Here is a 21,286-nt window from a genome sequence, read left to right as displayed (position 1 = left end):
CTGATAATTGAATACTTGAACATGATTACTAAATACCTAATTACTGAACACTGAATACTTGAAAAATGGCTTGGTTTAAAAGAAAAGAAAAAGGGATTACGACAGCTACTGAAGATAAAATGGATATTCCAAAAGGACTTTGGTACAAATCTCCTACTGGAAAAATTATTGATGCCGATGAACTTGCTCGGAACTTATTTGTAAGCCCTGAAGATGGTTTTCACGTAAGAATAGGAAGCGCAGAATATTTCCAAATTTTATTTGATAACAATGAATTTGTTGAATTAGATAAAAGCATGACTTCCAAAGATCCTCTAGGTTTTGTTGACACTAAAAAGTATGTAGATCGATTAAAAGACGTGACGGAGAAAACAAAACTAAAAGATGCAGTGCGTACAGCAGTTGGTAAATCTAAAGGAAAAGATTTAGTTATATGTTGTATGGATTTTGCCTTTATTGGTGGTTCCATGGGTGCGGTTGTAGGAGAAAAGATTGTTCGAGGTATTGATCATGCCATAAAACATAAGCTGCCTTTTGTAATGATTTCTAAATCTGGTGGAGCACGTATGATGGAAGCTGCTTATTCATTAATGCAATTGGCAAAAACATCTGTGAAGCTTGCTCAATTAGCTGACGCAAAACTTCCTTATATTTCTTTATGCACTGATCCTACTACTGGAGGAACTACAGCTTCTTATGCAATGTTAGGCGATATCAATATTTCTGAACCTGGAGCTTTAATAGGATTTGCTGGACCAAGAGTTGTGCGTGATACTACTGGAAAAGATTTGCCAGAAGGTTTTCAAACAGCTGAATTTCTATTAGAACATGGTTTTTTAGATTTTATTACTCCAAGAAAAGAGTTAAAAGATAAAATTAATTTATACATAGATTTAATTCAAAATAATAATATTAGATAATACAGTGTAATTATTATTAAAACAAAAACAGCTTTCAAGATATTGGAAGCTGTTTCTGTTTAAAATTGATAATAAATATAATTTATTTAATTTAAATATTACATTCCTGTGCGAATTGCTTCTACTGGATCTAATTTAGAAGCAGCTATTGCTGGTAGAATTCCTGATAATAATCCAATTATTGCTGCTAATGAGGTTCCCAATATTATATTTCCCAAACCTAGAACAAATTCAAAATCTAACGCATTTGTTAAAATTAAAGAAATCACCCATACTAATATAAGTCCTATAACTCCACCAAAAACAGATAATATGATAGCTTCAAATAAAAACTGAAACATTATAAACCTATTTTTAGCTCCTAATGATTTTTGTATTCCAATTAAATTAGTGCGTTCTTTAACGGAAACAAACATAATATTAGCAATTCCAAAACCACCTACAAGCAATGAAAAACCACTAATAATCCACCCTACGACATTCATTTGTCCTAAAATTCCATCAATTAGATCTGTAAATCCTGAAAACACATTAATAAAAAAATTGTCAATTTCTCCAGCTTTTAAACCCCTTACATTACGTAACTTTTGGGTAATTTCTCCTTTATAAGCATCCATGTCGACTCCTTTCTTTGGTTTAAGAATAATGACATTAGTCAAGGAAGTATTATTATCACCATACAATTGACGAACAAAATTTACGGGTATATAAGCTGATGTATCGTTACTATCTCCAAATAGACCAGAGCCTTCCTTTTTTAAAACTCCTATTACTGTAAAACGTTGTCCATATAAACGTATATTCTTACCTATTGGATCAAAATTATCAAATAGTGATTTAGCGACTTCGTTACCCAATACAATTACAGTAGCTCCTGAATTAGCTTCTGATTCATTATAAAATCGTCCGCTCTCAAATTCTAACCCTTGTATATCAATAAATTCTTGGGAAACAGGGATAATTTTTACATCACTTACTGTTTTAGAATCATGCTTAATGGATTCTCTTCTGGTAAATATTTGATAGGCCATTTCAGCAGTATTGGTCATTGCCCCTTTCATATAGGTGTACTCATCATATTTTACATTAGGAAACTGCTCTCTTTTCCACTGCGGAATATCTGAAGGTCCAAAAGAAAATTTCATTAAGTATATAGTGTTTTTATCTAATCCACTTAAATCTTTTGATATTTTTCTGTCTAATGAATCAACCGCTGCAAGAACCGCTATGATTGAAAAAATTCCAATAGTTACTCCTAATAAAGAAAGTAATGTCCTTAATTTATTGTTCTTTAATGCACTTATGGCAAAACCAAAACTCTCATTTAATAATCGAAGGTAAACTAACATACAATTTATTTTGTGTTAAAGTAAAATTCCATAAATATTATTCAAAAACCTAATGAATAATTGAATCGTTGTTGTGTGAAGCTATTATTTACTGTAGACCTATTTCTGGTATATAATTAATATGATTATCTGGTTTTTTAATAGCTTTATTTTGACTTTAAAAAACTATTTTTGCACTTTATAACATAACTACACAATGAACACTACTAAAAAAATTCAATCGGCATTAATATCTGTATTTTCTAAAGAAGGATTAGAACCTATAGTAAGACAACTAAACAGTCAAAACGTTACACTATATTCTACTGGTGGTACTGAAGATTTCATAAAAAATTTAGGTATTCCTGTAATTGCTATTGAAGATGTAACCTCTTATCCTTCTATATTAGGTGGTAGAGTCAAAACATTGCATCCCAAAGTTTTTGGTGGTATATTGAATCGTCAAGACAATGAAGGGGATATAAGGCAAATGAAAGAATTTGATATTCCTCAAATTGATTTGGTAATTGTAGATTTGTATCCTTTTGAGAAAACTGTTGCTTCGGGGGCAAGTGAAGCAGAAATAATTGAAAAAATTGATATTGGCGGTATTTCTTTAATCCGTGCTGCTGCAAAAAACTTTCAAGATACAGTAATCGTATCTTCAATGGATCAATATAGCATGTTTCTTGAATTAATCATTTCGCAAAATGGTGCAACAACATTAGAAAATAGAAAATTATTAGCTACAAAAGCATTTCATATTTCATCGCATTATGACGGCGCTATTTTTAATTACTTCAATACAGATAATACTATTTATAAAGAAAGTATTGCCAATGGACAAGTTTTAAGATATGGAGAAAATCCACATCAGAAAGGATTTTTCTTTGGTGATTTTGACGCAATGTTTTCAAAAGTTCATGGAAAAGAATTGTCTTATAATAATTTATTAGATGTTGATGCGGCTGTAAATTTGATAAATGAGTTTAAAAATGACGGTCCTACTTTTGCAATTCTAAAACACAATAACGCCTGTGGTTTAGCTACAAGAGATACTATTAGTGAAGCTTATAATGTGGCGCTTGCATGCGATCCAACTTCAGCTTTTGGTGGTGTATTAATTTCAAATACTAAAATTGATGTTGAGACTGCTACTGAAATTAATAAATTATTTTGTGAAGTTGTTATTGCTCCTGCTTACGATGAAGAGGCGACAACTATTTTACAAGAAAAGAAAAACAGAATTATACTGATTCAAAATCAGGTTGATCTCCCTCAAAAACAAGTTAGAACTTGCTTAAATGGAGTTTTAATTCAGGAAAGAAATAATATCACTGACAATAAAAACGATTTAAAAACCGTTACACTAACACATCCTACAGAACAAGAAATTAAAGATTTACTTTTTGCTTCAAAAGTGTGTAAAAACACAAAATCAAACACTATTGTTTTTGCAAAAAATGGAACTCTTATTTCTTCAGGAACGGGACAAACAAGCCGAGTAGATGCTTTATTACAAGCCATCGAAAAAGCAAATAATTTTGGATTTGATTTAAAAGGAGCTTCTATGGCTAGTGATGCATTTTTTCCTTTTCCAGATTGTGTAGAAATAGCCAAAAAAGCTGGAATTACTGCTGTAATTCAGCCTGGAGGATCGATAAAAGATGACTTGAGTATTAATTATTGCAATGATAATAAAGTTGCAATGGTATTTACAGGAACTCGTCATTTCAAACATTAATTTGTTTAACTTTGCGCCCTATTATTTATTATAACTTTTAACCCTTAAAAAATTTATGGGATTTTTTGATTTCATGACCGAGGATATTGCGATAGATCTTGGTACCGCTAATACTTTAATCATACATAATGATAAAGTTGTAATTGACAGCCCCTCAATAGTTGCTCGTGATAGAATATCAGGTAAAATTATTGCAGTTGGTAAAGAAGCTAACATGATGCAAGGTAAGACGCATGAAAACATTAAAACCATAAGGCCACTTAAAGACGGTGTAATTGCTGACTTTGATGCTTCGGAAAAAATGATAAGTATGTTTATTAAAAGCATACCCGCATTAAAGAAAAGAATGTTTACACCTGCCCTAAGAATGATTGTTTGCATTCCTTCTGGAATTACTGAAGTAGAAATGCGAGCTGTAAAAGAATCTTGTGAAAGGGTAAATGGTAAAGAGGTTTACTTAATTCATGAGCCTATGGCGGCGGCAATAGGTATTGGCATTGATATTATGCAGCCTAAAGGTAATATGATTGTAGATATAGGTGGTGGAACAACTGAAATTGCAGTAATTGCATTAGGTGGAATCGTTTGTGACAAATCAGTTAAAATTGCGGGTGATGTTTTTACAAATGATATTGTTTATTATATGCGTACACAACACAACCTTTTTGTTGGAGAAAGTACTGCTGAAAAGATAAAAATCCAAATTGGTGCTGCGATAGAAGATTTAGAAACGCCTCCTGAAGACATGTCGGTTCAAGGTCGAGATTTACTTACAGGAAAACCTAAACAAGTTGAAGTTTCGTATAGAGAAATTGCAAAAGCTCTTGATAAATCTATTCAAAGAATTGAAGATGCCGTTATGGAAACTTTATCTCAAACTCCCCCAGAATTAGCAGCTGATATTTACAACACGGGTATCTATCTTGCCGGAGGAGGATCAATGTTAAGAGGTTTGGATAAACGAATTTCTCAAAAAACTGATTTACCTGTTTATATTGCAGAAGATCCTTTAAGAGCTGTGGTAAGAGGAACCGGAATGGCACTTAAAAATATCAATAAATTTAAAAGTATATTAATAAAATAGTTAGACAATACGTTCTAATTTTTATTTTTATATAAGTTCAAAAATTAGAATTCTATTATTATTTATTTAAATATTCAATTTAATAAAATGCAGCAAATATTTAATTTTATTTTTAAAAACAGTAACAAAATACTGTTTTTGCTGCTTCTTGTTATATCATTATCACTCACCATCCAATCCCATTCTTTTCATAGAAGTAAGATAATAAGTTCTGCTAATTTTTTAAGTGGCAATGTATATGAAAATGTAAATAATCTAAATGAATATTTAAATTTAAAAACTGAAAATCAACAACTTGCTGAAGAGAATGCAAAACTAAGAAGTTTTCTTTTTAACGGTAAAGATACTATAGCGATACAAAAATTAGATAGTCTTAAAAATTCTAATGTTACGGATATTATTGTTTCTAAAGTAATTCACAATTCGTATAATGTTTATGAAAATTATTTGACTTTAAATTCTGGCGCACTAGATGGGGTTGAATCTGATATGGGAGTTATAAATAGCCGTGGAATAATAGGAATTATTGAAAATACATCTCCTCAATATTCCACTGTAATTAGTATTTTAAATAAGAGAACTCAAATAAATGCTAAAATCAAGAAATCAAATCACTTTGGTTCTCTTAATTGGGATGGTAAAAGCACAGGATTTGTGCAGTTAACTGACTTGCCAAGATTAGCACTTATAAAAATTGGGGATACTATTGTTACCGGAGGACAATCAGTGATATTTCCTGAAAATATTAATATAGGTACTATTGCAAAAATTTACAGACACGAACAAACCAATTTTTTTACTTTAGATATAAAACTATTTAATGATATGACTAATCTAGGTCATGTTTATATCATTAAAAGTAAAGATAGAGATGAAGTGCTCAATTTAGAAAAAAGAGAAAAAGATGAATAGCACTTTGTTATCCAATATTTTGCGATTCATATTGTTGTTGTCCATTCAAATTGTTATATTTAATAACATGATTTTTTTGGGGTACATCAGTCCTTTTCCATATATTTTATTTATTATTTTATATCCTGTAAATGGAAATAAATCAGCTTTAGTAGCCATAAGTTTCTTACTTGGAATACTTATGGATTTATTTAGCAATTCTGGTGGTATTCATGCTACGGCTTGCTTACTTTTAGCTTATGTACGCCCATCAATTTTTAAATTTGCATTTGGATTAAGTTATGAGTATCAGACTATTAAATTAAATGATGTACTGACACCGCAACGATTTTCTTTTATATTACTTTCAGTAATCATTCATCATTTATCGTTATTTTTATTGGAAGCCTTTCAATTAGCTTATATAATCGATACATTAATTACCACATTATTAAGTACTATATTCACAATTATAATTTGTATTATTATAATATATTTTATAAAGCCAAATAAAAGATGAGAAAGTTCCTTTTACCATCGCTAATCATTCTTACGAGCTGTTTACTATTAATTCGAATTTTTTATTTACAAGTTATAGATGAAACTTTAAAATTAAAGTCTGAGAACAATGCCATTAAGAAAAAGTATGAGTATCCTGAAAGAGGATATATGTATGATCGAAAAGGGAAGCTACTTGTTGCCAATCAGGCTTCTTATGACATCATGGTTATACCACGTGAATTAAAAAAAACAGACACTTTAGAATTTTGTCAATTACTTAATATTACAAAAGAAGATTTTATTGAAAAAATAGAAAAAGCGAAAGTATATAGTCCAAGATTACCTTCTGTTTTCATGTCACAATTAAACAAAAGTGAGTTTGCAGCATTTCAGGAAAAAATACGTAAGTATGAAGGCTTTTATTTTCAAAAACGTTCTTTAAGAGATTATGAAGTTTCTTTTGGGGCAAATATTTTTGGAGGTATAACGCAAGTAAATGAGAACTTAGTCGAGAAGAATCCTTATTATAATAGTGGTGATTTAATTGGAAAGCAAGGTGTTGAAGAAAGCTACGAAGAATTATTGCGAGGAATAAAAGGCGTAAAATATATTCAAAAAGACAAGTACAATAGAGAAATTGGGTCTTATAAGAATGGGAAATTCGACACAATAGCAGTACAAGGGGAAGATATAAATTTAACAATTGACGCCGAACTTCAGAAATATGGTGAAGAATTAATGATTAATAAACGAGGCGGAATTGTAGCTATTGAACCACGAACTGGGGAGATTTTAGCATTAGTTACAGCGCCATCTTATGATCCCTCAATTTTAGTGGGAAGACAAAGATCTAAAAACTACACCGAATTATACCATGATTCGATAGCAAAACCTCTTTATGATAGAGGACTACTAGCTGAATATCCTCCAGGATCTCCTTTCAAAATTTTAACAGGACTAATTGGCTTGCAAGAAGGCGTCATTAATGAAAATACTAGTTTTTATTGCAACCATGGATTTAGTTACGGAAGGGGTCGCTTTATGAAATGTCATGCCCATCCACCTAATCAACAACTACATAACGGCATTTATAATTCGTGTAATACTTATTTTGCACAAACGTATATGTTAGCAATAAACAAATATAATAATCCAGCAAAAGCAGTAGATATTTGGAGTAATCACGTTAAAAGCTTCGGACTTGGTCAATATATGGGATATGATTTGCCAACAGGTAAAAGGGGGAAAGTGCCTGATTCTAAAACATACAAAAAGATTTATCCTAATGGGGGATGGAGAAGTACCACTATAGTTTCTAATTCGATAGGACAAGGAGAAGTTTTAATGACACCTATTCAGTTAGCGAACATGATGGCAACAATTGCTAACGAAGGCTACTATTACACGCCTCATATTATTAAAAAAATAGAAGCCCATACAATAGATAAAAAATTCACAACAAGGCATGTAACTAGCATTGATAAAAAACATTTTAAGCCCATCATCAGCGGTCTTTTTGATGTTTATAATTTGGGGACTGCACGTGCACTCAAAGTAGAGGGAATAGATATTTGTGGTAAAACGGGTACTGCAGAGAATTTTGCTAAAATTGGAGGTATGAGGGTTCAATTAAAAGATCATTCTATATTTGTGGCTTTTGCGCCAAAAGACAATCCAAAGATAGCTATTGCCGTAATGGTTGAAAATGGTGGCTTTGGGGCGACAATCGCTGGTCCAATTGCCAGTTTGATGATTGAAAAATACCTTCGCCAAAAAATCACACGATTGGATTTAGAGAAAAAAATATTAGCAACTAGCCTACAGAGTGAATATGCTAAATTAGGAGGATTATCTGAAAAAGTGAAATTACAAATTAAAATTAGTGATTCCCTATCAAAAAAGAAAACACAAACCCCTACTATAAAAGTAAAAATAGATTCTACTATTGAAGTTAAAAAAGCTGTTTAATCCAAATGAAGAATCAAAGTATATCAAATAATATTGACTGGATAAGTATAGTAATATATGCATTATTAGTGATTTTGGGCTGGCTAAATATTTATTCGTCATCTCTTGCTTCTATGGAGGACACTTACCAGAAGCAATTATTATTTATCGTCCTTACTATTCCGTTAATAATTGTAGTGCTTGCTGTAGATGGAAAATTTTACGAAAAATATGCAAGTATTATTTTCATTATTTCGTTATTATCTTTAATTGGCTTATTCTTCTTTGGAAAAACAATTGCAGGACAGCGCTGTTGGTATGCAATAGGAAATTTTACTTTACAACCCTCTGAATTTGCCAAGGCAGCTACTTCACTAGCTTTAGCCAAATATCTTAGTGACACCCAAATAAATTTAAAGGATTTAAATAGGCAATGGCAAGCGCTTGCTATCATTATACTTCCTGTGTTACTTATTTTACCTCAGCCAGATCCTGGAAGTGCACTGATTTACAGTATATTTATTATTGTTTTATATAGAGAAGGTCTTCCCGCTTGGTATGTATGGACTGGATTTATTACAATATTTTTATTCGTGTTGACCTTGATATTGGAGCCTCAATATGTGATTCTTATTGGATTTCTTGTACTTGTTATTATTCATTTTAAATCAAGACTAGGCGACAGAAACATTGTTTTGAGTAGTATTCTATTCGTGGTTATGTCAGTGTTTGTTCTTTCTGTTGATTATGTATTTGAAAATATTTTTAAGCAACATCACAGAGACCGATTTAATATTTTGCTTGGAAAAACTGTAGATTTAAAAGGTATTGGTTATAATACAAATCAATCAGAAATTGCAATAGGATCCGGTGGATGGATAGGAAAAGGTTTTTTAGAAGGAACACAAACAAAAGGTGGTTTTGTTCCAGAGCAACACACTGATTATATTTTTACAACCGTAGGAGAAGAATGGGGATTTGCGGGATCTTTAGTGGTAATCGCACTTTTTGCAAGCTTACTTCTTAGAATTATTTACTTAGCAGAGAGACAAAAAACTAAATTTAGTAGAGTTTATGGTTATTGTGTTGCGGGTATATTGTTCACACACTTTTTTGTAAATATAGCTATGGTAATTGGAATTTTTCCCACAATAGGAGTTCCACTGCCGTTTTTCTCTTATGGAGGCTCTGGCTTATGGGGTTTTACTATACTTCTATTTATATTTATTAAAATGGATGCTAATAAGGTAAACGAGTGGTAAGTTACCTGTGCTGTAAAAAAAACTAAATTAAACTAAATTAAACTAATATTACTGATCTGTAAAATCACTCCAATTTTCTGTCATAAGAAGTAATGAACAGGCGGAAACTATTTTATCTGCCGCTGGATTAGCTTCATAAATTTATTTATTTGCTTCCTTAATTAGAATGCTACTTTTTCTTTTTTATTAGTTAAATACCGAGTTAGCAGATTCTATAGATTATCTAAAAACTCATTTATTAAGAGCTTTAGCCTCCAATTTTTACAAGTAGGTTATTGCGTTTTTAACTTTGCTACAAACACACTTTCATATTTAATTTTGTTGATCAATTGCCAAACAAATGCTTCATCAATTTCTATTCTAAATTCTTGGACCAAAATTAAAAAATTTATAAACTTTGCAAGATATCTTCATTAACCAAGTAATCTTTATAAATACTGTTGAAATTTTTTACTTTAAGGAATATGCATATTTACATAATGATTTTTGTGGCAACGAAACAAATACTTTACTTTTAAATAGAATGAAATAGAACAATTTTACATCTTTGTATAAATGAATTTAATTTCTAATTGTAGTATTACAAAGGATAGCTAATAAAAAATCGCCCCAGAATAAAACTCTGAGGCGATTAGAATTGATTTAAGAAAAAAATTAATATTTAACCAATTTCTCTTTTTTTACTGTAATAGGAACACTTTTTTTAGATATAGGTTTTGACTGTAAATCATCTAATACATTAAGTGCCTCTTCAACATATATATCCTTGGCTAATGCTTCATGCCATCTTTCTCTCTTTTCTTTCAAAGCAATGTCATTACTCATTATAGCAGTCTCATACGGTAGAGAAGTAAAGACTAATGAATTTTTATAGTCTAAAATAGGTTTGTATTTTTTTGCTTTTTCTTCTATTTCAGCTTGCGCGTTTTTAAATTTATCAATATTTAAGCTGTATACATTTTCTTTGCTTCTACTATCAATCCATTTTGCGTTTTCCTCAATCAATTGAAATTGATTGTTATTATTAATCCTATTTTTACTTTTACTGATCGCTTGACTAAAATTGCCATTCTTATTCCACACTGTATAATCAGCTGGGTCAATTTTATCCCATGGCATTGCGTTTTCCATGTCCCGCTCACCCATTTTTAAGTATGCGTATCGATCAGGCATTACGATATCGCTACGAACTCCCTCTAACTGAGTAGATCCTCCATTAATTCTATAAAATTTTTGAGTTGTAGTTTTGATAGCACCTAAATCACCAACAGAGCTGCTTCGTACAAATTGATTTAGATCAATAACATTCTGAACAGTTCCTTTACCATAAGTTTGCTTACTACCTATGATAATTCCTCTTTTATAGTCTTGAATAGCAGCTGCTAATATTTCAGATGCTGAAGCAGAAAAACTATTAACCATAATTACTAAGGGACCATCCCACTCTATTTTTTTGTCTCTATCATATAAAACTTCTTTCTTTCTACCAGCTGATTTTATTTGAACAATAGGTCCTTGCTCAATAAACAATCCTGCTATGTCTACAACTGTTGACAAAGAACCTCCACCATCATCACGAACGTCTAAAACAATTCCGTTTACACCTTCCTTTTTCAATCGGTCTACTTCTATGGCAATATCTTTTCCTGCATCTCTACCGTCTTTGTTTTCAAAATCAATATAAAACTTAGGCAAATAAATCACACCATATTTCAGTCCATTTTTATTTACGATACTCGACTTAGCATACGTTTCTTCAATTTCTACGATATCTCTAATAATTGGAATAATTTTAATAGTTCCATCTACTTTTTTTACTGTTAATCTCACCTCGGAACCTTTTGGCCCTTTGATTTTCTTAACCACATCATCAAGACGCATTCCTACTACTTCAACCGCTTCGTTTTTTCCTTGAGCCACTTTCATAATTAAATCGCCAGCTTCAAGCAATTTTCCTCTCCATGCAGGACCACCAGAAATCAACTCAGTGATTTCAGTAAAGTCGTTTTTTTTCTGTAATCGTGCTCCAATCCCTTCAAGTTTCCCGCTAATACTTACATCAAATCGTTCTTTATCCTCAGGGGCAAAGTAATTTGTATGTGGATCAAATCGTGCAGTTATAGAATTTACGTATACTGAGAACCAATCATTTCTATTTAAGTCTTTTATAAAGCCAAAATATTCATCAAGAGATTTTATAGAACTTTCTCTTGTCTCTTTCTCTAATGTTTCAAAAGATTTTACTTTGTAAGCTGAATCGTTTTTGATCTTATCTTCTTCAAGTTTCTGCTTATCAGTAAGAGAAGAAAGAGTTGATAATTTTAACTGCTTACGCCATTTATCATTTAGATCCGCAACGCTTTTTGCAAAAGGCGCTTTTTCATAATCAGTATCAAAATTTTCGTCAATTGCATAATCAAAAGGCTTATTTAAAATTCGTTTATAAATATCCGAACTTTCATTCATTCGCTTAATTAAACGATTATAGGTTAGATCAAAAAATGACAAATCTTTATTTAATAACTGGTCGTCTAATTGCAATTCATATTTTGAAAATTCATCAATATCAGTTTGCAAAAAAAATCGTTTGGATGGATCCAAAGCTTCGATATAATCCTTATATATGCCTTTAGAGAAAGTATCATCAATTTCAGCTGGACTATAATGACCTTTCTCAATAACAAAAGTCAATAATTCCAAAAGAAGCTTATCTTTTTCTGGATCATTTTCTTTTTTAGCATTGATTTTAAACGCTAAAAGTGTCATCGAAATAAAAACGATAACAACAATAATTTTATAATTTCTTTTCATAAAGCCAATAATAGTATTCATCTATTCTTATTCGATTATTCGGTAAAACTATGCCAATAGTTAGTTATGTCCTCTAAATTTTTGTTAAAGATATAAAAAATGTTTTTTGGTATAGACTATAACCCTTTAAGATAACATATTTTTATCTTTTGTTCACAAAATAATACTTTGAGTCATTATATTTGCTAGATATTCAAAAAAAAAACCTTTTCTAATACTTTTTAAATGGACAATAACAAACCTTTAATTCTGGTTACAAACGACGATGGTATTTCGGCTCCAGGAATAAGAGCTTTGATTGCTGTTATGGCGGAGATAGGAGAAATTGTGGTGGTCGCACCAGATTCGCCACAGAGCGCAATGGGTCATGCCATCACTACTAATAGCACCCTTTATATCAATAAAATATCCAAAGAGGGCGATGCAATTTTAGAATATAGTTGCTCTGGAACTCCTGTTGACTGTGTTAAAATAGCAGTTAACGAAATTTTACAGCGCAAACCTGATCTGTGCGTTTCCGGTGTAAATCATGGATCAAATTCATCAATTAATGTTATTTATTCTGGTACCATGAGCGCTGCCGTTGAAGCTGGAATTGAAGGGATTCCTGCTATTGGTTTCTCATTATTGGACTACGACTGGAATGCCGATTTTGAACCTATAAAATCTTTTATCAAAAAAATCGCTCTTGAAGTTTTAAAAAATGGACTTCCTGAAGGCGTAATTCTCAATGTTAATTTTCCAAAAATAGAAAAAAAAGATATTAAAGGAATTCGTGTATGTCGCCAAGCTAAAGCTTTTTGGGCAGAAAAATTTGATAAAAGACAGACACCACAAGGAAGAGATTATTACTGGCTAGCTGGCGAATTTATTAATCAAGATAAAGGTGAAGATACAGATGAATGGGCATTGCAACATAATTATGTTTCTGTTGTCCCTGTACAATTTGATTTGACTGCACATCATGCCATACAAAATCTTAATACTAGAAAATGGAATGAATAAAATTGATTTACTATTTGGCTTTCTTTTAGGTATTTGTACCGCAGCGATTGGCGCTTACTTGTTTATTATTATTTTTACTGATTTTACTTTTATATATGGAATTCAAATCCTGAAATATCAGGGGAATCTAGGTAAAATAATAACTTTAGGTGCTATCCCAATGCTACTATTGTTTGGTGTTTTACTAAAGTTTAATCGAGAAATGATGGCTCGTGGAGTGGTTTTAGCAGTGATTGCGCTAGCGATTCTTACAATATTTTTTTAAAAGCAATAGTCTATATTTGCTAGTTCGAAAACACTTTTTTACGCGTCTAATAAGCATTTTCTAAATTGGAAAAAATGAAATACTATATAATTGCAGGAGAAGCTTCAGGTGATTTGCACGGCTCTAACTTAATGAAGGAACTTTATAAAAAAGATCCTATGGCTAATATCCAGTTTTGGGGCGGAGATTTAATGCAAAGTGTAGGCGGTACATTGGTAAAACATTATCGAGAACTCGCATTTATGGGCTTTATTGAGGTAATCTTTAATCTTAAAACCATCTTAAATAATATTAAAATTTGCAAAAAAGACATTCTTGAATTTAAGCCAGATGTACTTATTTTTATTGATTATCCTGGCTTTAATTTACGTATTGCTAAATGGGCTAAAACATTAGGAATGAAAACTCATTACTATATTTCTCCCCAAATATGGGCTTGGAAGGAAAGCAGAATTACTGACATTAAACGAGACGTTGACAAAATGTTTGTGATTTTACCTTTCGAAAAGAAATTTTATGAAGAAAAACATAATTTCCCAGTTGAATTTGTTGGACATCCATTAATCGATGCTATTCATTATCAACCAATAGTTGATCCCGATTTATTTATAAAGGAAAACCTATTAAACGACAAACCTATAATTGCCATTTTGCCAGGGAGTAGAAAACAAGAAATCACTAAAATGCTAGCTGTAATGCTAAGCGTAGTTAAAGACTTTCCAGATTATCAATTTGTAATTGCAGGAGCACCAAGTCAAGATTTATCTTTTTACGAAAATTTTATAACTCAAGATAACATAAAGTTTATTTCAAATAGAACATACGATTTATTGCGAAATGCTACTGCAGCTCTAGTAACTTCTGGAACAGCAACATTAGAAACTGCTCTTTTTAAAGTGCCAGAAGTAGTTTGTTATAAAGGAAGTTGGGCTTCATACCAAATTGCAAAAAGAATTATCACACTCAAATACATTTCCTTAGTAAACTTGATAATGGATGAAGAGGTAGTAACTGAGTTAATACAAGAAGATTGTAATACAAAAAGAATTAAAGTCGAACTTCAGAAAATATTAGAACCTAAAAATCGCAGTATTCTTTTAGAAAAATATAATTTGCTCGAAGCTAAACTAGGCGGAAATGGCGCAAGTGAACTGACTGCAGCTCTTATCATAAAGGATTTAAAGTCACCATAATCAATAATGAAATAAACAGAATGATCTTGAAAAAAATACTTTACCTATTAGCGGTAATTTTAGTTTTTACAGCCTGTAAAACCTCATCCCTTATTGCATCATCAAAAAAGGGAAAAACTTCACGTTATGAAGATAAAAAAATTGAGAAATTAGCGGAAAAATTAGTCGATCTTGCATCTAATAATATTGGGGTAAAATATAAATATGGCGGCACAACTAGAGCTGGGTTTGATTGCTCAGGACTGGTATATACTGTTTTCAATTCAGAGAATATAGTGCTCCCACGCAATTCATTTGAACAATCTAAAATTGGTGTCGTTTTAAATCATAAGAGAGATCAAGTTAAAATAGGAGATTTACTATTTTTTAAAACTGATAACAGCAAAAAAATAAACCATGTAGGAATTGTGACGGAAGTTAACGGAGATGAAATTGAATTTATTCACTCCTCTACCTCTAAAGGAGTTATTATCTCCTCAACTAAGCAAGCCTATTACAGAAATTCATTAGTGCAAATTAATAGAATATTGTAACTCACTTCATCTAAAAGTACACTTATAAACTAAAAAATTTATTTTTAAATCATCTCGTTTCTAGTTGAAAATGTGTACTTTAGAGTTATGAAAGTGCTACAATTCCCTCTCGCAAGAATAACAATTGCTTTTGTTTTTGGATTGCTTTTTGCAAAATATTTGCTACCTCCTTTTGAGTTGGTTTTTAGTATTATTGCTATTACGTCACTCATTTTTATTGTAATTTATTTATCTCATAAAATCAAGCTCTCCATTTACTTTGGCATTGTAACGTATATACTTTCTTTTTTAATTGGAATTTCTAATCAAATTATTCACACTGATTATTTTGAAAAAAGTAATTATATCCATGACAAAGATGTATTTGAAAAACCACATACAATTGACGTTACAATTAAAGAGAAACTAAAAAAATCATCTTTCAGCGATCGTTATATTGTACTTGTTAACCATATTAAGGATAAAGAAAAAACTGGAAAACTAATACTCAACATTTCGAATGATAGTATTAAACCAAATCTAATTATTGGAACAAATGTAAGAATCATTGGTATTTTAACTAAAAATAAGCCTCCCAACAACCCAAATCAATTTGATTACAGTAAATATTTAGAAAACAAACAAATCTACGCACAGCTATATGCTGAACCTCATGAAATTAAAATAAGTGCTGAGATAAAAAAAGATCTTTGGTATTACTCTGCCAAATTACGTAGTCGAATCATTAGAAATTTAGAGCAAAACAACTTTAATCGTACTGAGTTACATGTTGCCGTTGCATTAATAATGGGACAACAACAAGAGATCTCACCAGATATCATTCGGGATTATCAATATGCAGGTGCAGTTCATATTTTGTCAGTATCCGGGTTGCATATTGGCTTTATCTTGCTTTTTGTAACGTTTCTATTAAAACCAATTCCCAATACAAAGCGCGGCTCAATACTAAAATTAATTATTATTATTCTATCGCTTTCAATATTTGGGATTATTGCTGGTTTAGCACCATCCGTAGTTCGATCAGTCACCATGTTTTCCTTTGTAGCAATAGGACTTCACCTGAGACGAAGTGTAAATATTTATCATACGTTATTAGTTTCTATACTACTTATATTATTAGTTGAGCCTTCTTTTCTATTTGATGTTGGATTTCAATTAAGTTATATGGCGTTGTTTTTTATTGTTTGGTTACAACCATTACTAAAATCACTTTGGGAACAAAAAAATAAATTTTCAACCTATTTTTGGGATATTCTAACGGTTTCCTTTGCGGCACAAATAGGAACTTTACCATTAAGTATTTATTATTTCCATCAATTTCCTGGCTTATTCTTTATTACTAATCTCCTTATTATTCCCATATTGAGTGCTATTATGGTTTTAGGTGTATTAGTAATGATTTTAGCAGCTTTAAATAGCATTCCTGTATTTGTGTCTAATTTATTAGAATGGAGTATCTATTTTTTAAATAAAATAATAAATACAATTGCCTCCTTAGAACAATTCATTATCAAAGACATTCCCCTTCACTTCTATCTGTTTTTAAGCAGTTATTTAATGTTGATCACCATAATCATTTGGTTTAAAAAACCAAGCTTTAATAAGTTCTATGTTGCACTATTATCGACACTAACGTTCCAAATTAGCTATTTAATCATCAATTGGAACATACAAAGCCAACAAGAATTAGTCATTTTTAACAGTTCTAAAAACACATTGATTGCTGAACGTTATGGCAAAAACGTAACCATATTTGCCAGTGATAGCTTGCTGAAATCAGTTACTGAAAACAATATATTACAGTCTTATAATTTGGAAAATATGAGTAAAATCCATAAAAAAATAGTCTTGCACAATTTTATATATTTCAACGGAAAAAAGATATTGATTGTAGATATTTCTGCCATATATCCTGCTAATAATAGGCCGGATATAATATTATTAACGCAATCAACAAAGATAAATGTAGATAGGCTGTTAATGGTTTTGAAACCTAAAATAGTTATAGCTGATGGATCAAATTATAGAAACATTCAAAAAAAATGGAAAGAAAGTTGTAGAAAATACAAAATCCCTTTTCATACAACAGCTGAAAAGGGGTTTTACAAATTAGATTGAAAAATAGAGTTATTTTTTAAGAAAGCCATTTGCTACAGCTAACCAAGCTGCTGGACCTCCTGCAACATATCCTGTACTACCTAAACCTTCAAAATTAACTTTACCGTCTTTTGTAGTTCCATTGGCAATTACTACTGTAGGAAAGCCTTGAATACCAAAAGCTTGTTGTAACTCGTTATTCTGCTTTTTAATTTCAGCCGTTTGATTCGATCTTCGCGGAAAGTCAAGTTCTACTAACACTACATTTTCTTTAGCCCACTTTGTAAATTCAGGAGTTTTGAGCACTTCTTTTTGTAATCGAATACACCAACCGCACCAGTCACTACCTGTGAAAAACATTAACAATGGTTTTTTTGTTTTATTTGAAACTTCTATTGCCTTTTTGACATTTGTTTCCCAAATCATTTCTTGTGCTTCTGCGGTAAATGATCCCGCAATTATCAATAAAGCAATTATAATTTTATTCATTTTTTATTTTTATTTTTTACCTTTTCAATAACAATGCCGCGTTTATCTCACTCCGTGCATTAATTTCTTTAATACTGGATTTAATGCGATCACTAAAACACCTGCAACAATAGGTACAATTGCAAAAATTAAGAAAAATGTCGATAGTCCGTACGCTTGTGTTATATTATCTATTTGTCCACCTAATACAGCCGCTAATTTATTTCCAATGGCAATGGCTAAATACCACATTCCAAACATAAAAGCAATCATACGGGCTGGAACTAATTTACTTACATAGGATAGTCCAACAGGTGATAAGAATAATTCTCCTAACGTGTGGAATAAATAAGCCAACACTAACCAAACCATTGATACTTTGATCCCTTCAGTAACTCCGTAGGCACCATAGGCTAAAAGTCCAAAACCGAAAGCCATAATGATTAATCCCAAACCATATTTTACAGCAGCAGGAGGATTGTATTTACTATCCCAAAGTTTAGAAACTGTCGATGCAAAAGCAATTATAAAAAAGGAATTTAAAATACTAAACCATGAAACTGTAATTTCTGATGAAGTTGCCGTAAATTCTTTGTATAACATCCAAATTGCCACTGACCATACGCCAATAAAACAAATTGCCAACACAATATTAGATCCTGGAATCTTCTTCCATGATTGTTTTGCTAATAAAATCAAAACCCACGAAACTATAAGTAATGGTACAACAGTTAATAATGTGTTTATAATATTGAAGGTGGTCAACGCACTTCCTTCTAAACTTCGATCTACATTATCTCTTGCAAAAATCACTAATGACGATGCTCCCTGTTCAAAAGACATCCAGAAGAAAACAGTAAAGAAAGCAAATATTATAACAGCAATCATTCGATGTCTAATAACAGTAGTATATCGCATTAATCTTGAAATTACTAAGACTAAGAAAAAGACAAGAGCTAAAATAATCATTACATTTTGACCATCTAAACCTCCAAGCTTAAAGGGAAATAAATTAATTTCTGCAATTTTAGATAAAGGGTCATTAAATGCATATAACAAACCGATGATTGTGGTAATTACAATTAAAACTTTATCAACTAACGTAAATGGATTTCTTTTATCCTCATCAAGAGTACTCAGTTTTGCGAGCTCTTCAGCTTCTCTTACGGCAGCTCTATCAGGCACTTCTCCTATTGTACCAAATAAGGGTTTAGCTAACCAAAACTGTAACGTTCCTAAAAGCATAAATACACCTGCTAAACCAAAGCCCCAATGCCAGCCCACTTTTTCAGCTAAATATCCACAAAGCATCATACCAAAAAAAGCGCCTGCATTTACACCCATATAAAAAATAGTGTAAGCACCATCCTTTTTTTCTGGATAGTCTTTATACATTTCAGAGAGTATGGAAGTCATATTTGGTTTGAAGAAACCGGTTCCCAATACTAATAATCCTAAACCTACATAAAGCATAGTAGGAGAATCAATTGCCATTGCCGCATGACCTAAAGTCATAATTAGTGCCCCTATTACTACAGCCCAGCGGTATCCAATATATTTATCAGCTATAATTCCGCCAAAAATAGGAGTTATATAAAGTAACATAGCGTAAGTACCGTAAAGCGCTCCTGCATTTTCTGCTGACCAACCCCAACCTGGATTATCTCCAATAATGGCCATGGTCAAGAAATTAATTAGAAGCACACGCATACCATAAAACGAAAAGCGCTCCCACATTTCTGTAAAAAACAAAACGAATAATCCAGACGGATGTCCTAAAACAGTGTTTTTAAAGAAATGTTCTGTTGAATTTTGATTCATTGCTTTGTATTAATTTTTAATTATTATTAATGTGTTGGAATAACTACATCTTCGGCACCATGTGTTAATCTTTTTAACGGTTTTAGCAACGCTAAGATTAATACACCAAATAAGACACAGAAGATAAAAATACTTGTAAATACTTTAAATTCACCAGCACCCTCTGACAATCCGCCTACTGCACCTGCTACTTTATTACCTAATCCTGTGGCTGCAAAATAAGCACCCATCATAAACGAAGCATATTTTACCGGCGCTAATTTTGTAATAAAAGATAGTGAAACTGGTGAGGCACAAAGTTCTCCGATAGTATGAAATAAATAAGCCAATACCAACCAAATCATGGCTGATTTCTGGATCACCTCTTCTCCGCTCATTTGTACTTCAGTAGTTGCTATACTCATAAAAACAAAACCAAATCCCATGATAATTAAACCAATAGCCATCTTAAATATTGATGACGATTCTTTTCCTTTTAAAGCCCATTTATACCAAAAGTTTCCAACTATAGTTGCAAAAATTATAATAAAAAAGGCATTAATAGATTGAAAAACAGCAGCTGGAATTTCATTTCCTATTAAAGGCAATGAGAATGATAATATTCTGTTTGTTTTTTGTTCGGTATACAAACTCATCAAACCTCCAGCTTGTTCAAATGCACCCCAAAAAACGATTATTATTAAAAATGACAAGAAAAGAACTAGCATTCTATCTTTCTCAATACTTGTTAACGGTTTATTGAGTAATTCTTTACTTGCCTCGTCTTTTTTACCTAAAAAATCACCTACGCCTACTAGATATTTCAATCCAAACATATATACTAACTGGCCTATTGCCATACCAATTCCAGCTAAACCAAATCCATAATGCCATCCAAATTTAGCAGCAACAAAACCTACAACTAACGCACCTAAAAATGCCCCTAAATTGATTCCTAGGTAAAATACATAAAATCCTTTATCTCTTCGTGCATCACCTTGCTCATATAAACCCCCAACCATTGTAGAGATATTGGGCTTTAAAAAACCAACACCTATTACGATCAATACTAATCCCGTAAAAAAAGCCCATTGCGCATCGATTGCTAAAATTCCATGACCAACGCACAAAAACGCTCCTCCAAGCATTACTGCTCTTTTTTGTCCTAAATAACGATCGGCAATCCAACCTCCTGGTATCGAAGTCAAATAGACAAACATAGTGTAAGTCCCGTAAAAAGAAAGCGTCTCAGCATTACTCCATCCGTATCCTGATTGTGGATCACCCATGATAAGCGGTGCTGCTAAAAACAATGTTAAAATCGCACGCATTCCGTAATAGGAGAATCGCTCCCACATTTCTACAAAGAATAATACGTATAAACCTACTGGATGTCCAAATATTTCTTTTTGATTCGAAAGCTGGTTTGTGTTCATA

17 protein-coding genes are annotated in these 21,286 nt (G+C 31.6%); 12 read left to right on the top strand and 5 right to left on the bottom strand.

What is annotated here, in order from left to right; all coding sequences use genetic code 11:
• Positions 1 to 65: 65 nt before the first annotated feature.
• On the top strand, positions 66 to 920 hold the full coding sequence (gene accD, locus RCH18_RS03575) for an acetyl-CoA carboxylase, carboxyltransferase subunit beta (RefSeq protein WP_326935396.1): 855 nt from the start codon (positions 66 to 68) through the stop codon (positions 918 to 920).
• Positions 921 to 1,018: 98 nt separating this feature from the next.
• Here the strand turns inward: accD and RCH18_RS03570 are convergent, their stop codons facing one another.
• Positions 1,019 to 2,269, bottom strand: coding sequence for an ABC transporter permease (locus RCH18_RS03570; protein ID WP_326935395.1), 1,251 nt, complete (start codon positions 2,267 to 2,269; stop codon positions 1,019 to 1,021).
• 196 nt (positions 2,270 to 2,465) lie between these two features.
• Between RCH18_RS03570 and purH the strand changes: the two genes are divergently transcribed.
• The 6 genes from purH (at position 2,466) to rodA (ending at position 9,677) form a co-directional block, all read left to right on the top strand.
• The gene (gene purH, locus RCH18_RS03565) at positions 2,466 to 3,992 is read left to right on the top strand and encodes a bifunctional phosphoribosylaminoimidazolecarboxamide formyltransferase/IMP cyclohydrolase (protein WP_326935394.1); all 1,527 of its coding nucleotides are present in this window, start codon (positions 2,466 to 2,468) and stop codon (positions 3,990 to 3,992) included.
• Positions 3,993 to 4,047: 55 nt separating this feature from the next.
• On the top strand, positions 4,048 to 5,076 hold the full coding sequence (locus RCH18_RS03560) for a rod shape-determining protein (RefSeq protein WP_229942896.1): 1,029 nt from the start codon (positions 4,048 to 4,050) through the stop codon (positions 5,074 to 5,076).
• An 87-nt stretch (positions 5,077 to 5,163) separates the two neighbouring features.
• Positions 5,164 to 5,988 (top strand): rod shape-determining protein MreC, encoded by an 825-nt coding sequence (gene mreC / locus RCH18_RS03555; protein ID WP_326935393.1) that lies wholly within the window; start codon positions 5,164 to 5,166, stop codon positions 5,986 to 5,988.
• The gene (locus RCH18_RS03550; protein WP_326935392.1) at positions 5,981 to 6,487 is read left to right on the top strand and encodes a rod shape-determining protein MreD; all 507 of its coding nucleotides are present in this window, start codon (positions 5,981 to 5,983) and stop codon (positions 6,485 to 6,487) included. The genes mreC and RCH18_RS03550 overlap by 8 nt, the downstream gene beginning before the upstream one ends.
• On the top strand, positions 6,484 to 8,436 hold the full coding sequence (mrdA, locus tag RCH18_RS03545; protein ID WP_326935391.1) for a penicillin-binding protein 2: 1,953 nt from the start codon (positions 6,484 to 6,486) through the stop codon (positions 8,434 to 8,436). Before RCH18_RS03550 ends, mrdA begins: the two co-directional genes overlap by 4 nt.
• Before the next feature lie 5 nt (positions 8,437 to 8,441).
• A complete protein-coding gene (gene rodA, locus RCH18_RS03540) occupies positions 8,442 to 9,677 on the top strand; it encodes a rod shape-determining protein RodA (protein ID WP_326935390.1) in 1,236 nt (411 codons plus the stop codon).
• A 654-nt stretch (positions 9,678 to 10,331) separates the two neighbouring features.
• Here the strand turns inward: rodA and RCH18_RS03535 are convergent.
• Positions 10,332 to 12,509, bottom strand: a complete 2,178-nt coding sequence (locus RCH18_RS03535) for a carboxy terminal-processing peptidase (RefSeq protein WP_326935389.1) — start codon at positions 12,507 to 12,509, stop codon at positions 10,332 to 10,334.
• Positions 12,510 to 12,713: 204 nt separating this feature from the next.
• Between RCH18_RS03535 and surE the strand changes: the two genes are divergently transcribed.
• The 5 genes from surE to RCH18_RS03510 all read left to right on the top strand — a co-directional run bounded on the left by surE (position 12,714) and on the right by RCH18_RS03510 (position 17,602).
• The gene (gene surE, locus RCH18_RS03530) at positions 12,714 to 13,493 is read left to right on the top strand and encodes a 5'/3'-nucleotidase SurE (RefSeq protein ID WP_326935388.1); all 780 of its coding nucleotides are present in this window, start codon (positions 12,714 to 12,716) and stop codon (positions 13,491 to 13,493) included.
• Complete coding sequence (locus tag RCH18_RS03525) at positions 13,486 to 13,758, top strand: hypothetical protein (protein ID WP_326935387.1); 273 nt, start codon at positions 13,486 to 13,488, stop codon at positions 13,756 to 13,758. Before surE ends, RCH18_RS03525 begins: the two co-directional genes overlap by 8 nt.
• A 74-nt stretch (positions 13,759 to 13,832) precedes the next feature.
• On the top strand, positions 13,833 to 14,951 hold the full coding sequence (gene lpxB / locus RCH18_RS03520; protein ID WP_326935386.1) for a lipid-A-disaccharide synthase: 1,119 nt from the start codon (positions 13,833 to 13,835) through the stop codon (positions 14,949 to 14,951).
• 20 nt (positions 14,952 to 14,971) lie between these two features.
• Positions 14,972 to 15,484, top strand: coding sequence for a C40 family peptidase (locus tag RCH18_RS03515; RefSeq protein WP_326935385.1), 513 nt, complete (start codon positions 14,972 to 14,974; stop codon positions 15,482 to 15,484).
• Between the two features lie 87 nt (positions 15,485 to 15,571).
• Positions 15,572 to 17,602, top strand: a complete 2,031-nt coding sequence (locus RCH18_RS03510; RefSeq protein WP_326935384.1) for a ComEC/Rec2 family competence protein — start codon at positions 15,572 to 15,574, stop codon at positions 17,600 to 17,602.
• A 9-nt stretch (positions 17,603 to 17,611) separates the two neighbouring features.
• Here RCH18_RS03510 and RCH18_RS03505 read toward each other — a convergent pair whose 3' ends face one another.
• Genes RCH18_RS03505 through RCH18_RS03495 form a run of 3 tightly spaced genes read right to left on the bottom strand, consistent with a single transcriptional unit; the run spans position 17,612 to position 21,285 of the window.
• On the bottom strand, positions 17,612 to 18,070 hold the full coding sequence (locus RCH18_RS03505; protein WP_326935383.1) for a thioredoxin family protein: 459 nt from the start codon (positions 18,068 to 18,070) through the stop codon (positions 17,612 to 17,614).
• Positions 18,071 to 18,112: 42 nt separating this feature from the next.
• Positions 18,113 to 19,870, bottom strand: coding sequence for a peptide MFS transporter (locus RCH18_RS03500; RefSeq protein ID WP_326935382.1), 1,758 nt, complete (start codon positions 19,868 to 19,870; stop codon positions 18,113 to 18,115).
• A 26-nt stretch (positions 19,871 to 19,896) separates the two neighbouring features.
• Positions 19,897 to 21,285 (bottom strand): peptide MFS transporter, encoded by a 1,389-nt coding sequence (locus RCH18_RS03495; RefSeq protein ID WP_326935381.1) that lies wholly within the window; start codon positions 21,283 to 21,285, stop codon positions 19,897 to 19,899.
• Between the last annotated feature and the right edge of the window lies 1 nt (position 21,286).

It is taken from the genome of Flavobacterium sp. PL11 (assembly GCF_035985025.1).
Classification (GTDB): domain Bacteria; phylum Bacteroidota; class Bacteroidia; order Flavobacteriales; family Flavobacteriaceae; genus Flavobacterium.
The sequence above is the reverse complement of the archived record's forward strand: the minus strand, read 5'-3'. Positions and strand labels throughout refer to the sequence as shown.

What these genes read in the sequence shown, in the direction of transcription:
- accD (WP_326935396.1), top strand. Translation starts at nt 66, where the DNA reads ATGGCTTGGTTTAAAAGAAAAGAAAAAGGGATTACGACAGCTACTGAA.
- RCH18_RS03570 (WP_326935395.1), bottom strand. Translation starts at nt 2,269, where the DNA reads ATGTTAGTTTACCTTCGATTATTAAATGAGAGTTTTGGTTTTGCCATA.
- purH (WP_326935394.1), top strand. Translation starts at nt 2,466, where the DNA reads ATGAACACTACTAAAAAAATTCAATCGGCATTAATATCTGTATTTTCT.
- RCH18_RS03560 (WP_229942896.1), top strand. Translation starts at nt 4,048, where the DNA reads ATGGGATTTTTTGATTTCATGACCGAGGATATTGCGATAGATCTTGGT.
- mreC (WP_326935393.1), top strand. Translation starts at nt 5,164, where the DNA reads ATGCAGCAAATATTTAATTTTATTTTTAAAAACAGTAACAAAATACTG.
- RCH18_RS03550 (WP_326935392.1), top strand. Translation starts at nt 5,981, where the DNA reads ATGAATAGCACTTTGTTATCCAATATTTTGCGATTCATATTGTTGTTG.
- mrdA (WP_326935391.1), top strand. Translation starts at nt 6,484, where the DNA reads ATGAGAAAGTTCCTTTTACCATCGCTAATCATTCTTACGAGCTGTTTA.
- rodA (WP_326935390.1), top strand. Translation starts at nt 8,442, where the DNA reads ATGAAGAATCAAAGTATATCAAATAATATTGACTGGATAAGTATAGTA.
- RCH18_RS03535 (WP_326935389.1), bottom strand. Translation starts at nt 12,509, where the DNA reads ATGAATACTATTATTGGCTTTATGAAAAGAAATTATAAAATTATTGTT.
- surE (WP_326935388.1), top strand. Translation starts at nt 12,714, where the DNA reads ATGGACAATAACAAACCTTTAATTCTGGTTACAAACGACGATGGTATT.
- RCH18_RS03525 (WP_326935387.1), top strand. Translation starts at nt 13,486, where the DNA reads ATGAATAAAATTGATTTACTATTTGGCTTTCTTTTAGGTATTTGTACC.
- lpxB (WP_326935386.1), top strand. Translation starts at nt 13,833, where the DNA reads ATGAAATACTATATAATTGCAGGAGAAGCTTCAGGTGATTTGCACGGC.
- RCH18_RS03515 (WP_326935385.1), top strand. Translation starts at nt 14,972, where the DNA reads ATGATCTTGAAAAAAATACTTTACCTATTAGCGGTAATTTTAGTTTTT.
- RCH18_RS03510 (WP_326935384.1), top strand. Translation starts at nt 15,572, where the DNA reads ATGAAAGTGCTACAATTCCCTCTCGCAAGAATAACAATTGCTTTTGTT.
- RCH18_RS03505 (WP_326935383.1), bottom strand. Translation starts at nt 18,070, where the DNA reads ATGAATAAAATTATAATTGCTTTATTGATAATTGCGGGATCATTTACC.
- RCH18_RS03500 (WP_326935382.1), bottom strand. Translation starts at nt 19,870, where the DNA reads ATGAATCAAAATTCAACAGAACATTTCTTTAAAAACACTGTTTTAGGA.
- RCH18_RS03495 (WP_326935381.1), bottom strand. Translation starts at nt 21,285, where the DNA reads ATGAACACAAACCAGCTTTCGAATCAAAAAGAAATATTTGGACATCCA.